At 35.9% G+C, this 16148-nt stretch carries 11 protein-coding genes; 5 read left to right on the top strand and 6 right to left on the bottom strand.

Annotated elements, in window-relative coordinates; translation table 11 throughout:
• Positions 1–4215 carry a type II CRISPR RNA-guided endonuclease Cas9 gene (cas9, locus tag ACR1PO_RS01240; protein WP_433985532.1) on the bottom strand — a complete coding sequence of 1405 codons (4215 nt, stop codon included), beginning with the start codon at positions 4213–4215 and terminating at the stop codon, positions 1–3.
• Positions 4216–4514: 299 nt separating this feature from the next.
• On the opposite strand from cas9, the gene ACR1PO_RS01245 reads away from it, so the two are divergent.
• Positions 4515–6638, top strand: coding sequence for a Tex family protein (locus ACR1PO_RS01245; RefSeq protein WP_433985533.1), 2124 nt, complete (start codon positions 4515–4517; stop codon positions 6636–6638).
• A 40-nt stretch (positions 6639–6678) separates the two neighbouring features.
• A complete protein-coding gene (locus ACR1PO_RS01250) occupies positions 6679–7317 on the top strand; it encodes an HAD family hydrolase (RefSeq protein WP_433985534.1) in 639 nt (212 codons plus the stop codon).
• 100 nt (positions 7318–7417) lie between these two features.
• On the opposite strand, the gene ACR1PO_RS01255 is transcribed toward ACR1PO_RS01250, so the two are convergent.
• From ACR1PO_RS01255 to ACR1PO_RS01270, 4 genes are all read right to left on the bottom strand, one after another.
• Entirely contained in the window at positions 7418–8884 is a 1467-nt protein-coding gene (locus tag ACR1PO_RS01255; RefSeq protein ID WP_433985535.1) for a hypothetical protein, read from the bottom strand.
• A 167-nt stretch (positions 8885–9051) separates the two neighbouring features.
• On the bottom strand, positions 9052–10623 hold the full coding sequence (locus tag ACR1PO_RS01260) for a M20/M25/M40 family metallo-hydrolase (protein ID WP_433985536.1): 1572 nt from the start codon (positions 10621–10623) through the stop codon (positions 9052–9054).
• A gap of 258 nt (positions 10624–10881) precedes the next feature.
• Complete coding sequence (locus ACR1PO_RS01265) at positions 10882–11058, bottom strand: Hc1-related histone H1-like protein (RefSeq protein ID WP_002978882.1); 177 nt, start codon at positions 11056–11058, stop codon at positions 10882–10884.
• 293 nt (positions 11059–11351) lie between these two features.
• The gene (locus tag ACR1PO_RS01270; RefSeq protein ID WP_433985537.1) at positions 11352–12767 is read right to left on the bottom strand and encodes an aminotransferase-like domain-containing protein; all 1416 of its coding nucleotides are present in this window, start codon (positions 12765–12767) and stop codon (positions 11352–11354) included.
• Between the two features lie 117 nt (positions 12768–12884).
• Here ACR1PO_RS01270 and ACR1PO_RS01275 point away from each other — a divergent pair, with 117 nt between their 5' ends.
• The 3 genes from ACR1PO_RS01275 to ACR1PO_RS01285 all read left to right on the top strand — a co-directional run bounded on the left by ACR1PO_RS01275 (position 12885) and on the right by ACR1PO_RS01285 (position 15773).
• Positions 12885–13400 carry a hypothetical protein gene (locus ACR1PO_RS01275; RefSeq protein ID WP_433985538.1) on the top strand — a complete coding sequence of 172 codons (516 nt, stop codon included), beginning with the start codon at positions 12885–12887 and terminating at the stop codon, positions 13398–13400.
• A gap of 161 nt (positions 13401–13561) precedes the next feature.
• The gene (locus ACR1PO_RS01280; RefSeq protein WP_374463045.1) at positions 13562–14476 is read left to right on the top strand and encodes a helix-turn-helix domain-containing protein; all 915 of its coding nucleotides are present in this window, start codon (positions 13562–13564) and stop codon (positions 14474–14476) included.
• Between the two features lie 88 nt (positions 14477–14564).
• Positions 14565–15773, top strand: a complete 1209-nt coding sequence (locus tag ACR1PO_RS01285) for an MFS transporter (protein WP_433985539.1) — start codon at positions 14565–14567, stop codon at positions 15771–15773.
• A gap of 19 nt (positions 15774–15792) precedes the next feature.
• Here the strand turns inward: ACR1PO_RS01285 and ACR1PO_RS01290 are convergent, their stop codons facing one another.
• A complete protein-coding gene (locus ACR1PO_RS01290; RefSeq protein WP_433985540.1) occupies positions 15793–16146 on the bottom strand; it encodes a DUF488 domain-containing protein in 354 nt (117 codons plus the stop codon).
• Positions 16147–16148 lie beyond the last annotated feature (2 nt).

Genomic DNA, 16148 nt, shown 5'->3' on the forward strand with positions numbered 1-16148 from the left:
TTAGAAATTCCAATTTATTGTACCATCGATATACATTTCAAAATCTTTGCCCTCTACTGCAAAATTCCACTGTCCTTGCGTAAGTCTTAAGAAGACCTGTTGTTTATCTACTATAAAAGAATTTTCTTCTGAATAAAATTTTCTCAATTCAGTATCTATACCTGCTGCTAAATGGTGTTTAAATTTTATTCTTCCATCTTTTTCAAATTGGTACATTTTAAACATTCTACTAGACAATTCTGTTTTTTCTAAATCTTTCAGTTCATGAATATTTTCTTTATAAAACAAAACTTTATCACCGCTTTTTAAAATAGAATGAAGAGGCAACTGTATTTTATTTTTTCCTTTACCAGATTTAAAACTTGAAAACTCGGGCTCATTAAATAAATTTTGAATACTTTTCAATTTAAGTTCAGCTACATCTATAATAGAAAGAATTCTCATTGCTTTACCAGAGTCATTTTTGTAAAATAAACAATACGTATTTTCACCGTTAGTTGCTAATGTAGACTTTTTATATTCCTTACCAGAAACAAAACTGTGATTATGGACTTTAATTGCTGTTGCATATTTTAATCCGTTTTCGAAACAGCGTATTGTTCTTATTTTATTGACTTTATTTCCTTTTTTATCAAACATAAAAATACCTTCGGTTAAAGCTGTTTTAAAGTCTGATTCCTCAACTTGTCTTTTAATTATTTTAAGCAAATCCTTATCAACAATTACTTTTTCAATTTCTTCAAGATTTTTAAATCCTGGAGAATTAACATCCTTTTTATAAACCAATTGCTTTCTAACAACTAAATAAATTTCATCATTAAGAATCATTTTTTTATTCTCATCAAACAGAATCTTATTATCTCCATCCCTTACAGGCTGTTTGATAGCACCATAAAAAGTTTCTCCGTGTAACTGCCCACGAATCGTATCACCTCTGGCCACTCGTTTCTTTCTATTGCCTGATTTATCTATATCATAAACTATTTTTCCTTTTTTTCTTATTGTTTTAGATGTTTGAGTAATGGTTCGGTTATCCGTAAGATTATTAATCAAAACCTCATCTTTTAGTCCCAAAATATAATTTTCAGAAAAATTATTCCAGTCCATAGGAAGTTCGTGATACGTTTTACCGGTTCTGTTATCAATTTCATTCTGGTAAGCCTTAATAATTCTTTCCCTATGGAAAGCATTTGGAATCAACGTAAGAATTGCTGCATCCTGAGCATGATGACTATGTACACTTCTGTCTTTTTTAGAATCCCTTGATTGTACTTTATAAATTTTCTTAAAAATATTCGTAACACCACCTTTCTCTACAGAAACTCTTTTAAACAGCGTTTTAAAATATGGCAAAGAATACTTTGTAATAATCTGAGTATCTCTCAACTGATTATTTCTCCATCCTGCTTTATATTCTGTAATAGTAAAGGTTGCTAATTTGGATTTCAGATAATCCAAATCCATTTTCATAGTGTGATATTTTACAATACAAAAATCTTTGTACTCTTTTGTACTTGCATAGGAAGCCTTTTTTTTCCATTCATCAAATAGTTTTTCAAGCTCCTCAATCTTCTTCCAAGTAACTATTTTCTCAGTTTTACCTTTTAATTCCTTATATTCTACTTTTCTTTCTCCAAAAAGAAATTCGATATTCCTGAGTATCGGATTATAACTCTCACCATTTATAACCTGCTCAGTGTCATAATTAACTAATTGTGTCGGGAACTTTTTCCCTTTTTGTAAACGATTATAAACCGAGTCCGCAATAGTCAGATTTTTTAATTCATTATCAAAACTGATACTTGCGGGAATTGTATGCTCAAAATCATACTTGTTACCAATAATTAAATCAGAAAAAGATATTGGCTTTCCTGTATAAAGACAAATCTTATTTTGTTCGTGCCATAATCTGATTTTACGAACTAATGTATCTTCATCGATAAGATTAACATTAGGAAATTGTTCACGATAAACTACCAACTCCTTTCTGTAAACATCATTTTCTTTCTCTCTTTCCTTCTGCCAAATTTCAATTGCCTTTCTTTTATTTTTATCATTAAGCTCTCTGGCAATCTCAATCACAACTCTTGTCTCTTCATCTATCTTTCCTGTCTGCAAGAGATAATTCACTAAATTCCTGAGTTTATGTAAAGACTTCAATGCCATCGGATTTTTAAACCCTTTACTCAGTGGCTCTGGATTTCCCAATAATTTTATTTCCCGACCTTCAAACTCTGCATCAGGATTTCTTGTTAAGAAAATGCCTCTATTTTTTTCTTTAACATAATACTTTTTCTTTCCTAAAGAATATTCTAAATAGTTTTCCGCTTCTGCATAATTTTCCTGTTCAGACGGATGCCAAAGATACTTTTTCATATCTTCTGAAACATTATAAGTATCTTTTAAAAAATTGAATATCTTTTCATCAATTCTTTCAGGCTGTACAAAAAGGTTCTTTTTATCAAAAGGTGATTTCTTTAGGAATTCAAGATATTTTGTTGAAACATAATCAATGATATTAACTTTAGTTTCTTCATCCAGTTTGTCCCAACTTTCCTGTCCGTAATTGTCAATAGTACTTGTTAAAACAAGTTTTCTTTCAGTATTATCCAAATTTCGGTCATCAGTAATATAATAACGGGTTCCATCGTTAAGCATTTCTGATATTAAACTATTGACAATCGCTGCATTTTTTCTGTTTGCTAAATCCTGATTTAAAATCCTATAAATTTCTTCAGAAAAATGATTAATCAGTGTCTCAGAAATTTCATTTTCTCCAAGCATTTTATATAGATTAGCCATATATACAGCGTGGCTGTATAAGAAACCCTTTTGTAAATAAGGAAGAATTTTCTTAATTGCAGAAAGACTTAAAGTTGCAAAGCCCTGTTGTAATTTGATTTTAGAAAATTTACTTGCTTTTTCTTCATCCAAATTCAACTTCTCCAAAGCAAAATTCTTAAGATTTTCTTGTCCATCAAAGGTCATTAGAACGTGCCAAACATCTTCAAAAGTATATTCAGTGCTGGATTTTTTAACAGGTTGTGAACTTCTTTCTCCAGTAATATCCCATTTTAATATGTCTTTCCAGTTTTCTCCAAAAACATCCTGAAATTGTTTAAGTAACTTTACAGAAAAAACCTTAGTTTTTTCGTGATGCCTTGATGTCCTTTTGGCACCATCTTTCTTAAGTTGCTTATCAATATCAATTAGTTCAAAATCTGGTTTTGACTTGTAAAATAATGGATAAATTTTAGCTTGAATATATTCCTGCCTATCTTCATCTAAAGGTGGAATGATATTTAAGTTATTAATAAAAACCCAGGCTCTATATTCCTCATAAAGAGGATGACTTACCGATACTCTTTTTTTCCCTTTTTCATAAATACAGTTTCCAATTAATCCTTTCTGTGTTCTTAATGGTCGTTGCCAAATTATGGCTTTCCAGAGTTTAGAATAGTTATCTTTAGAAATATTGTGTAAATCACAAATCCATTTTAATTCTGCTTCACTATCTTTTCTGAGATTATATCTTTGTCTTATTCTTCCTCCGAAGTCTTTTTGAAAATGATATAATGCGGCTCCTAAAGTTTTATACTTATCTAAATATTCCTCAATATCATTTCTCCCTTTTGTTCCGTTTTTATCACTTCCGGTTAACATTGTCTTAGCTTCTTCCTCATCTCTTCCTTTAAAACCTCTTCTTTGAACAAGTTGATAAAAAACTCTTCCTAAAATTTGAGGATTGTTTACAAATACATTCTTATATTGCGGATTGCCTGCTAAAGCTCTGAAAACGTAATAACTCTCACTTTTATCTTTTCCGAACAAGTGAAAGTCCGGCAGACCATCACCATCAAAATCAAACCTTATCCAATTCAGGAATTCTTCGGATTGCGGGTATTCTCTTTTCTTACCTTTTCTGTACGTTTTCCAATTATTAAAATCTTCAATAGATAAAGGACACATATTTCTTTCAATGAGAAATTGCAAAATTCCAAACTTTCTATATTTTTCAGCCTGGTAGTTTCTTCTTTTACCCCTGCTTTCGGTTCTTTTCTGAACTTTAGGAAATTCATTTCCTTTTTCTGAAGCAACTCCTTTCTCAAAAGTAATCACTCCAAAATCTTCTATCTGATTGCCTTCTAAATCAGTATTTCTAATTGCCCATCCACAACTATTACTACCAAGATCAATTCCAAATATTTTACTCATGATGATTAGTTTTGATATTTTATAAAAATAGATAGAAAAATAATAATATTTATACGGTTTCCCATAAAACCGGATTTAAAAAACTTTTCTATATTTGTATTAATAATTTTGAAAAGCAATTCACAATAAGGCTAAAAGCCGAAGAAAATCTTTAATCCTGCGTACTCCGTGGGATTTTTATTTCACTAGATTAAAAAGCAATTCACAATAAGGATTATTCCGTTGTGAAAACATTCAAGGCGGGGCAACTCGCCTTTTTTCGTTTTAAAACCCTATTTTAGCCCTACGAAAACAGAACAATGACGACCGTAGAATTTATACAGAAACAGCTGAATATTTCTGAAAAGAGCATCAACAATACGTTACAACTATTAGCAGAAGACTGCACCATACCTTTTATTTCCCGTTACCGGAAAGATAAAACCGGAAATCTTGATGAAACACAGATCGAACAGATTTCAAAAATAAGCAGGCAGTTTGAAGAGATTGTTAAAAGAAAAGAATCTATTTTAAAATCTATTGAAGAGCAAAATTCCTTAACACCTGAACTGCAACAGAGAATAGAAGAAAGCTTTGATATTCAGGAGCTGGAAGATCTTTATTTACCTTTTAAAAAGCGTAAGAAAACCAAAGCTGATGCTGCCAAGGAAAAAGGGCTTGAACCTTTGGCCAGAATGATCATGAGTCAAAAGAATAATGATGTGCGGTTCCTGGCATCAAAATACCTCAGCGGCGAAGTTACATCCGAAGAGGAAGCACTTCAGGGGGCCAGAGATATTATGGCAGAATGGATTAATGAAAATATGTACGTCCGTAAAAATCTCCGCAGATTATTTCAGCGTAAGGCAGTTATTACTTCAAAAGTTGTAAAGGCTAAAAAAGACGAAGAGGAAGCACAAAAATTCTCTCAATATTTTGAATGGGAAGAAAGCCTTAACAGAACTCCTTCCCACAGACTTCTGGCCATGCTGAGAGCTGAAGCGGAAGGCTTCGTCAAAACGAATGTAGGAATAGACAAAGAAGAGGCGATTGATGGTATTGAAAAAGCAATTATCAAATCCAATAATGAAAGTTCGGACCAGATTTCGCTGGCCATAAAAGACAGCTATAAAAGACTTCTTGAGCCCGCCATTTCTAATGAAGCCCTGCAGGAAGCCAAAGAAAAGGCAGACAAAAAAGCAATCGAAATCTTCTCTGAAAACTTAAGCCAGCTGCTTTTAGCTCCACCTTTGGGAGAGAAAAGAATCCTTGCGATTGATCCGGGATACCGAAGCGGCTGCAAAGTGGTGTGTCTGGATGAAAAAGGTGACCTGTTGCACAACGAAACCATTTACCCTCATGCTCCACAGAATGAAAGCGGAATGGCAATGAAAAAAATCCGTTCTATGGTAAATGCCTATAATATTGAAGCTATTTCAATTGGTAACGGAACCGCAAGCCGTGAAACAGAGTTCTTTATCAAAAAAATTGCTTTTGATAAGCCTTTGCAGGTTTTCGTGGTTTCAGAAGCCGGAGCATCAGTATATTCTGCAAGTAAAATTGCAAGAGACGAGTTTCCTTCCTATGATGTGACTGTTCGTGGAGCCGTTTCCATCGGAAGAAGACTCTCTGATCCGCTGGCAGAACTGGTGAAAATTGACGCCAAATCTATTGGTGTCGGGCAATATCAGCATGATGTGGATCAGACCCAGTTAAAAAATGAGCTGGATTCTACTGTAATGAAATGTGTAAATTCTGTGGGAATTAACCTAAATACGGCCAGCAAATCCCTTTTAAGCTATGTTTCCGGGATCGGGGAAAAAATGGCTGAAAATATTGTCAGTTACCGTACTGAAAACGGAGCATTTGAAGACAGAAAGCAGCTTAAAAAAGTTCCGAGACTTGGAGATAAAGCTTTTCAGCAGGCAGCAGCTTTTGTAAGAATTACAAATGCTAAAAACCCCCTGGATAATTCTGCCGTGCACCCTGAAGCTTATGGAATTGTTGAGAAAATGGCCAAAGACTTAGGAATTAAAACCAATGAACTGATTGCCAATAAAGAAAAAATAGCTCTGGTAAAACCGGAAAACTATATTACCGGAGAGATCGGGATCCTGGGAATTAAGGATATTTTAAAAGAACTTGAAAAACCTGGACTGGATCCAAGAAAGGCCGCCAAAGTATTTGAATTCGATCCTAACGTTAAAAGCATTAAAGATTTAAAAGCCGGTATGATTCTTCCTGGAATTATCAATAATATTACAGCCTTCGGATGCTTTGTAGATCTTGGAATTAAAGAAAGCGGACTGGTTCATATTTCCCAGCTGAAAGACGGATTTGTTTCCGATGTCAATGAAGTAGTAAAGCTTCACCAGCATGTCCGTGTAAAGGTAACCGATGTGGATGAGGCAAGAAAAAGAGTACAGCTGAGTATGATTTTGTAAATCGCTGGTACAGATTAAAGTATAACACAAAATTTTTATTTTGAACACAAAGAACTTAATTTTCGACCTTGATGGCACATTATGGGATCCCAGAGCAACGATCATCGAAATATGGAATAAGGTATTGGGTAAACATCAGTTAATCCAAAGAGAAATAAAGCCCGAAGACATGGATCAGTACATGGGTTTATTAGCTCACGATATTATCAAAGATATTGTTCCGGGAATTTCAGATCTTCAGGTACGGGATCTTCTTTCTGAAATAGTAGCCGAAGAAAATAAAATCCTGCGTATACAGGGCGGAATTTTATATGACGGCGTGGAAGATACATTGAAAAGCCTGGCCAATACTCATGCTCTTTTTATTGTAAGCAACTGCCAGGATGGTTATATTGAATCATTTTTAGAATATTACAGATTCAATGATCTGTTTACGGACTTTGAGTCTCATGGGCGAACCCAAAAGCCAAAAGCTGACAACATCAGGCTTCTTATGGAAAGAAATCAGCTATCCTTTGAAGATTCTGTATACATAGGTGATACCCAAACCGATTATGATTCAGCAAAGACTAATGGACTTCCGTTTGTTTTCTGTAAATATGGTTTTGGAAAGGTAAAAGATATACAATACCGGGCTTCTCTTTCAAAATTTTCAGATCTACTAATCCATATCAATTAAAAACGCAGAAGACTATCCAAAAACGACAGTCTTCTGCTTTCACATACATGTAAGATTTAATTAAGCTGAATGAGCATATTTTATTATCTTGAAATTAACACTAATTTAGTTTGGGAATTTTTTTCCACGTTCCATTTTCGTACACGGCAGTATAAGGGACATAACCTATAATCCCATAAAGTCCTGCCGGGTCATCACCAGGATATCCTGAATTGGAAAATGTAGTTATCATACCGTTTTCAGCTCCCGTAACGACATTGTACTGATATGGAGAAACAGTATTTAAATTAGTTAACTGAATTCCTGCCAGCTCATGGCCTGAAGGATATACAATTTTAACCATTCCTTTACCTTTCTTAAGTAAGGAAGAGGTAATTGATGTGTAAGAAGATCCCGCTATAAGATTGCTTTGATAGTTATCTCCTGAAATATCAATATTATAACCTGCGAAGTCAGTTGACTCAAATTTATACACCGAAACATACCAATCATTTGAATAATTAAAATGGTTATTTTTAGAATAAATATGTGCAGATGTCACAGTAGGTAAAGCATGTACAAATGAGCTTGTTCCTTTGAGAACCAAATAAGCATGACAACTTATTGTGGTCGATCTACAATTATTATCCATTATTCTCACACATGAAGTTTTGTCAGTTGCCTTTTCCCCTTCAAAATAAACACCAAAACAGGAGATTCTGGATGATGAATATAAAGTAATACCAGCATTAGAAAAACTTTCAACACTTCCTCCAAACATTGTTAAGTTGCTATTATTAAGCAGTACAATTCCATCATTCAGATCACCATTGTCTATATCCTTTTTACTGTAATACCCTGCTCTTATTGACAATGAACTTGCGAAAGCGTTATAACATTTATCCAACACAAGACATGAAGGACAGTATCCTATATAAGAATTAACAAATCTGTTATAATAAGCTGCCGTAACCTTCACACCAATCTCAAAGCTTTGTATTACAGAAGAATCCAATGTCAAACTACCAATAGGAACTTCAGTACCATTAGGAATACCAATCAAGTTCACCCCTATTTTTCCAGGAATCTCACTTCCTACAATAACAAGATTTTTGATGCACAAGCTTGCTACAGCTTCAATACAGGAGTTAGCAATTTGATTAGTAAAATCATTAAAAATAATGCGGGATCCTTCATTATCTCCGGTATCGTTACCATTAATATAGTTTTGCCCTAGCAATGTTAAATCTTTATTAATTTTAATTTGATCAGAACATCTGTATTTTCCTCTTATAAGAATCGTATCACTTTTAACAGCAGCATTAATAGCAGCCTGAAGCTCAACATGCGTTTTTCCGGAGCCAAACCATTCAGGATTGATTACTCCGTTATATATTCTTTCGAATAATATACCATCCTTTTTCAACTTCATAATTCCATCTATTATAGAAGAAGATGGACCTATTTTAGTAAAATTGACTATTTCTTTGGTATAATGGTCTACTAAAGTTACAAGCTGTACTTGATTAACATTAATATCAGACGTTGAAAACTCATTTGTTTCCAACAAATTAAGTGTATTGCTCATGATTTTACAATTAAGAATTAAATAATTTATTCTTGCAAGAATTTCTTGAAGCAAATGTATTGGCAGATAACGCCAAAACTTGACGTATTTTTTATCAATATATAAAAAAGGTCGCCATATCTGACAACCTTTAATATTATAAATTCACTCTTTTATTGAGCACTCGTTTACTTGTACTCCTTAGAACTTCTTCTGGGTTCTTTTACTTCCGGCCATTTTACCGTTTCCCCTTTATCATCCTGAGGCATTGCTCTTTTCTCTCTGCTGGTAAACTCCGGGTCTTCAGAAGCCATATATGCTAATGCAGCCGTTAAGATCACATTATTTTTTACCTCATCAAAAACAATCTTGTCATAGGTATCTTTTGTAGTGTGCCATGTATATCCGAAGTAGCCCCAGTTCAGAGAGCCTAAAGAAAATCCCGGTACTCCTGCTGCGACAAAAGAAGCATGATCAGAACCTCCGCCACCCGGCATTCCAGGAAAATCAGTTTTAATATGAGCCTTTACTGCTTTAGGAACGCCATCAAGCCATCTTCCGATATAATCATAAGCTTTTACAAATCCCTGACCGCTGATGTTTACCACACGACCGGTACCGTTATCCTGATTAAAAGCGGCCTGTACTCCTTTTATAATCTGAGGGTTATCTGCAACAAACCCTCTTGAACCGTTCAGTCCCTGCTCTTCGCTTCCCCAAAGTCCAATGACAATCGTTCTCTTATTGTTAGGATAATATTTTTTCAGGATCCTCATCGCTTCAAGCATCGTGATCGTTCCGGTTCCGTTATCCGTAGCGCCCTGGGCGCCGTCCCATGAATCAAGGTGAGCGGAAAGAATAACATATTCATCTGGCTTTTCTTTTCCTTTGATCATCCCGATTGTATTAAAACTTTTAGCTTCAGGAAGTATTTTTGACCGGGCATCAATTTTAATTTTAGGCTTCCCGCCTTTTTCCGCTATTCTGTAAAGCATTCCATAGTCTTCCACATCAATATCGATCATTGGAATTCTGGATGTTTTTGCTCCAAATATTCTGTTAGCCCCCATGATACCGGTCCAGTTTGAAATGGCAATACCTGCTGCACCAGCTTTTTCTAACGCTTCAGGAAGGCTGTTGTTATCATATCCGATATTTTTCACATACGCTGTAAAGTCTTTGGCAGCCTGCTCTTTTTCTGCCTTAAGCTTTTCATACAGCTCAGGAGTAGCAAATTCTTTGATCTGCTCATCAGAGCGCCCTATTTTCTGGTATTGTGCCATCAGCACTATTTTCCCCTTCACAGAAGGAAGCCATTGGTCGAATTCTGCTTTGGAAGATGCTTTCGGAAGAATAATCACTTCTGCCTCAACTGCTTTTTTAGTAGCCGGACTCCACGCCAGTTGTGTTGCTGCAAGAGATTTTACCCGCGGATAGGTCATATCAACATGCGTTGTTCCTCTCTGCCATCCTTTCCAGGTTCCGAATTGCTGAAGATTAGCTTCCACTCCCCATGAACGAAGCTTATTGGCACTCCATTCGTTTGCGGCAAGCATTTCAGGAGTTCCCACAAGGCGTGGCCCGATCCCGTCCAGCAGTTCATACGCAAGGTTTTCCAGCTGGGAATTATTATTAACTTCATCTACAAAACTTTTTACGACAGGGTCTAATCTTTCTTTGGGATCAACCTTTATCTGAGCCCATGAAAACTGGGCAGCCAGCACTACTGCAGGCACTGCAAAAAATCTATTTATCCTCATAATATATATTGATTGGTTTAAAGATAGCAGAATTCAGGGAGATGATGAAAGATTAAGCCTAAAAAAAGAGGCATTCACAAGATATTATCAACATTTTTAGCTAAAAAATAATAACAGAAATCAGCGAATGTTGGTAATTTATAAAAAAGACCAAGGAGAACAGTGATTCTTAGATTAGTTCTAATGAACGGTACAATTCAAAAAAACATTCTATTAAGGAATAAAAAAAACCGGCTTCAAAAGCCGGTTAAAGGTGAATTATTTCTTAGCTTCTTCTACAGAAACTTTTCTGAATTCTTTGAACAATTTGCTTAGTTCTAAAGCTGCTTTACGAGCTCTTGTACCAGCAGCCTTGTTTCCTTTTTCCGCTTGTTGGTTTGCCTCAGTTGTGAACGCTTCAAATTCTGCGTTGATTTTTTCAATTAGTTCTTTCATTTATTTAAAAATTTAGGCTGCAAATATAGGTTTTATGGTGATTCCAGCCTAATTGTGCTGAAAAAAAATAGCGGATTTTATTATTTTTTTTGAGTCTTTCTTAATTTCAATTTAATTTTTACAATGAAAATGAATTATTGTAGAAATCAACCATATAACCTGATATTACATGGAGTACAAACCAACACTCAGTTAAACCGTTAATAATCAATGGGAACCGAATAAAAATCAAGATCACTCCGCTTTACAGGTCTTATAAAATCTTTGGATGTACCTTTATAGCTCTTAATGATTTACATCTGCAATTCTTTTGCTTTCCTGCCTGCACTTTCCAGCAAAACAATACTTTCAGAAGTAATTCTTTCTGCAAAAATAATCCTGAAATGATAATGATATCTGTCCATAAAAGAAAAGGTATCTCCGGGAGTAAATAAAATACGGTGCCGCTCACAATACTCATAAAACCTTTTTATATCTGTACTTTCCGGAAGCTGCCCCCAGATGCTGTAACCTCCCTGCGGTCTGTGAAAATAAGAGCTTTCAGGAAAAAAATTCCTTAAGGCCTCCAATACCTGAACAGCCTGCTGATTAAGTTTTTTCCGGAAGGACTGAAGATGCCTTTCATAGCTGTTTCCCTGGAGCAGCTTCAGCACCAGTTCCTGATATACCGGAGAAACAGACCGTCCCAAAGCAAACCTCGCTCTTTCAGATTTTGCATACAAATTACCGGCATACAGCCAGCCCAGGCGGATTCCCGGCGAAAGTGTTTTTGAAAATGATGAGTAGATCATGACCTGACCTTTCGTATCAAAGCTTTTTATACAGCGTGGTCTTTGCTCGCCAAAATACAGATCAGAATACATATCATTCTCAATAATAGATAACTGATGAGCTTCAGCAATGTTAAGAATTTCTTTTTTTGTTTCATCATTCATCAGCACTCCTGTAGGGTTGTGAAAATTCGGAGTAACAACCAAAGCACGGATATCGTTCTCCTTACATGCTTTTCTGAAGAATTCAGTATCAAAACCCCTTTTATAATCTACAGGAATTTCAATCACTTTCAGCTCCAGATGGGCAATCACTTCCAGCACAGAAAACACACAGGGACTGTCAACAGCTACCACATCACCAGCTTTTGCAGCCGACTTTAAAGCAATGGTAAGAGCCTGCAAAGCACCATCAGTGATAATGATTTCATCAGGATTTAAGGTACATTCATAGACTCCCATTTTTTTTGCAATATGCATCCTTAATGCTTCCAATCCGTTTGAGGGATAATACCTGAGAAGAGATGCTCCTTTTTCACGGATAACTTCCTGCATTGTTCTCAGAATAAGCTTCTGCGGAATTAGCAGATCACCGGGCACTGCCGTATTAAAAGAGCTGGATTCTGAGGTTCTTTTGGAAGTCAGCATGATGTTTTTCATGAACACTTCGTCTCTTACGACCGCCGGGAATTTTGTTTTTACTTCCGGGATATTTTCTTCCTGAATTCTCCTGACGAAATATCCGGACCGTGGGTTGCTCCTGATCAGTCCCTTAATCATAAGATATTCAAATCCGTTTTGTACAGAACTTGTACTCAGCTTATATTTTCTCTTCATCTCACGAACAGAAGGAAGCCTGTCATTTTCCTGTAACATTCCACTGCGTATCTGTTCTTCTATTGCGGCTGCAAAAATTTCGTACTTATAGGGTTTCATCATACATATCAGCTGTACTGAACAAATTTATAAAAATATCCATCTGTACCGATTATATTTTAGCAAACTGTATCCTTTTTGAACAGATTAATCTTATATTTTTGAATAAAAAAAATCCCTATGGATATTATTTCAAAATTTACAGTAGGTTCTGAAGAAGGAATTTCTGATCTTATAACCATTATTGATTCTTCTGTTTATACATTATATAAGGATTTCGTAAGTGAGGAGCAGATTAAAAAATATATTCACAACGATATAGATCCGAGAAAGATGATCAATGACCTTAATAATCTTTCCAACCAGCTGATCATGATCTATGCTGACCAGAAACCTATCGGGTACAGCATTATTAAAGGCGGTTCTCTTCATCCCGGAATTCCTGAAGGAAAGCGGGCAACAGAAATCAGCTTTGTGATTCTTTCAGAGTTTGACACTCCGGAAACGAGACAGTCGCTCTGGAAAAAATGCAGATCAGCAGTAAACTTCACGGATATTATATGGATCAATATGCTGGACCATGATCCGCTTACACAGTTTTTAAAAGAGTCCGGCTTTGTAGCTGCGGATATTTCAAAAGCGGGTCCTTTTCAGCTTCCATCACATATTTTGGAACTGGAAATTAATAAAAGCTGATTCTTAACCACAGGACACAGATTTACGTATATTTTAAACAGTAACTTTTTGTTAATATGCTGAAATCGAGAAAAACTATAATTCTGATTCTTATTATCGCACTTAAAATTATCATGAGTGAACAGCAGTTTGCTTATCTTTGATTTTTATAATTTTTACTTATGAGTGATCAGCTGGAAACCATAGAAGATTATTACAGACGCATCCGCAGAGATCAGATCAAAATGTTTGATTCTGAAGACTTTGAAACGGGAAAATCCCACTTCAATATTTCCATGCGGAGATACTGCAGCTTCAAAAGCCCCTATAACCGCCGTGATTATTACAAAATCAGCTTTATTATTGGAAAAGGAACGATTCATTATGGTTCACATCAGCTGTATATTGACCGCCCTGCCCTATTCTTTCCATCTCCGGGTATTCCGTATTCATGGGAGTGTGAGAGTGATGTACAGGAAGGTTACTTTTGTTTGTTCAACCAGGAGTTTTTTAGTGGAAACACAGAATTCAATCTGTTTAAAAAAACGTCGATGTTCAAAGAATGGAGCAAGCCTGTTGTTTTTCTGACAGAGGAACAAACCCAGCTGGCGACACTTTATTTCGAGCAGATGTACAGAATGAACAACTCCACTTACCCTTTCCGCTGCAGCAGCATCAAAAGCAATCTGGCATCTGTTATGCATCTGGCTCTTGAAAACCGTGTAGAAGATATCAATCCGAATGAACTTCCTGCAAATGTGCGTTTATACAAACTATTTGATGAATTGCTCAACAAACAATTTCCTTTGGATTCACCTGCTTATCCTCTGGCCTTAAAAACACCTTCGGACTTTGCCGAACATCTGAACGTTCATGTCAACCACCTGAATTCCTCAGTAAAATCTGTAACGAATCTTACGACCACGCAGATTATTAAGGAAAAAATGTTTGAAGAATCTAAAAATCTGCTGAAGTATACGAACTGGGATATTGCTCAGATTGGTTATACATTAGGATTTGACCAGCCTGCCCACTTTAATAATTTCTTTAAAAAGCACGCCCGCACTTCACCATTAAAATTTAAGAATTTATCTTAATCTTTGATTTTTGTAATTTTTACTTTGTCTTTTAAAATTCACTTTCCTATTTCCTGACTTATTTTTGCATAGTAAAAAATGAATGAACATGTTGAGAGAAGCATCTGAACAACGAATCAGATTAATTACCATTATGGCTTTCGTGTCTATCCCGCTTTCCGGGTTTGTCACAGACATTTATCTACCATCGTTTCCCTCTATGGCGAAAGAAATGATGGTATCAGAAAAAGATATCCAGATTACTTTAACATCATACCTTCTGAGCTACGGGATTTCCCAGTTGTTTGTGGGAGGAATTCTGGACAGCATCGGCCGCTACCGTCCCAAACTGATCGCCTTATTTCTGCTAATCCTGACGAGTATTTTAATTACCATGACGAACAGCATCTTATTGATCTGCCTGCTTCGTATACTTCAGGGGGCAGCCGTTTCAGTGCTTGTTGTAGCTACCCGTGCTATTTTCGTAGATATTTATGATGCAGAGAAAGTGAAGCACTATCTGAGTTATTTTACCATTGTATGGTCGTGCGGTCCTATTCTGGCCCCTTTCCTCGGAGGTTATCTTGAGAAAATATTTAACTGGCATGCCAATTTTTATTTCCTTGCCGCATACGCCGGAGTTCTTTTCCTTTTTGAATGGTTCTTCAGCGGGGAGAGCCTTCCCCAAAAAAAGAAACTGGATCTTTCGGAGAATATCAGCCTTTACAAAATGATGCTTAAGAACAGGATTTTTATGCTGGGAATTTTCATCTTAGGACTGAGCTACTCCATTGTAATGTTGTTTAATATTACCGGACCTTTTATTATTGAAAATACGTTTCATTTTACTCCGGTTGTGATCGGATACTGTACATTGATCCTGGGATTTTCCTGGATGATCGGAGGTTTTATCGGGAAACGCAGACTGACTCTGGGTTTCAGATCAAGGATTTTACAGCCTATTTTTCTCCAGCTGATCCTCATCGCAGGGCTGATTATCACCAGCTATTTTGCGGAGAGTCTTTTTATCATGATTCCTTTCGCGTTTTTCATCCATATCTGCTCCGGAATTTTATTTACCTCGTTCTTTACGACAAGTATGCTTTACTTTCCTAAAAATGCAGGAACTGCGGGCGGACTGATGGGCGGATTGGTATATGTGATCACCTCTGTAACAAGCTTTATCATTTCGGTAAGCGGAACGGTAAGTGAGCAGAAAGATCTTTCCTGGCGATACCTGATCATCGCATGTTTTCTTTTCGGGATTATTATGATGATGCATCAGGCTGTTAAAAAAGAAAAAGCAGAGATCGGTTGATTCTCTGCTTTTTTATGTCTTATTGTATACTTTCAAGATATTTTTTCAAAATAATCGCATGGCAGTGTTCTTCATCTTTGGCTGCATACAGCAATGTAATTTTTTTATACTTCTCATGACGTTTCAGGAAATCTTTCCCAAGGTTACTTTCATGAAGTTCTTTCATATATTTTTCTGAGAATTCTTCCCATAACCTGACGTCATGATGAAACCAAAGCCTTAATTCTGTTGATGGTGCAATGTCTTTATCCCATTCATCAAGATCAGCATTTTCTTTTGAAAGTCCTCTGGGCCACAGACGATCTACCAGGACACGGTATCCGTCGTCCGGAGACGGAGATTCATAAACTCTTTTTAACACAATTTCAGGCATGA

The sequence above is a fragment of the Chryseobacterium amylolyticum genome (genome assembly GCF_051011775.1).
In the GTDB taxonomy this organism is placed as follows: domain Bacteria; phylum Bacteroidota; class Bacteroidia; order Flavobacteriales; family Weeksellaceae; genus Chryseobacterium.

What these genes read in the sequence shown, in the direction of transcription:
- ACR1PO_RS01260 (WP_433985536.1), bottom strand. Translation starts at nt 10,623, where the DNA reads ATGAGGATAAATAGATTTTTTGCAGTGCCTGCAGTAGTGCTGGCTGCC.
- ACR1PO_RS01280 (WP_374463045.1), top strand. Translation starts at nt 13,562, where the DNA reads ATGAGTGATCAGCTGGAAACCATAGAAGATTATTACAGACGCATCCGC.
- ACR1PO_RS01245 (WP_433985533.1), top strand. Translation starts at nt 4,515, where the DNA reads ATGACGACCGTAGAATTTATACAGAAACAGCTGAATATTTCTGAAAAG.
- ACR1PO_RS01270 (WP_433985537.1), bottom strand. Translation starts at nt 12,767, where the DNA reads ATGATGAAACCCTATAAGTACGAAATTTTTGCAGCCGCAATAGAAGAA.
- ACR1PO_RS01290 (WP_433985540.1), bottom strand. Translation starts at nt 16,146, where the DNA reads ATGCCTGAAATTGTGTTAAAAAGAGTTTATGAATCTCCGTCTCCGGAC.
- ACR1PO_RS01265 (WP_002978882.1), bottom strand. Translation starts at nt 11,058, where the DNA reads ATGAAAGAACTAATTGAAAAAATCAACGCAGAATTTGAAGCGTTCACA.
- ACR1PO_RS01275 (WP_433985538.1), top strand. Translation starts at nt 12,885, where the DNA reads ATGGATATTATTTCAAAATTTACAGTAGGTTCTGAAGAAGGAATTTCT.
- ACR1PO_RS01285 (WP_433985539.1), top strand. Translation starts at nt 14,565, where the DNA reads ATGTTGAGAGAAGCATCTGAACAACGAATCAGATTAATTACCATTATG.
- cas9 (WP_433985532.1), bottom strand. Translation starts at nt 4,215, where the DNA reads ATGAGTAAAATATTTGGAATTGATCTTGGTAGTAATAGTTGTGGATGG.
- ACR1PO_RS01255 (WP_433985535.1), bottom strand. Translation starts at nt 8,884, where the DNA reads ATGAGCAATACACTTAATTTGTTGGAAACAAATGAGTTTTCAACGTCT.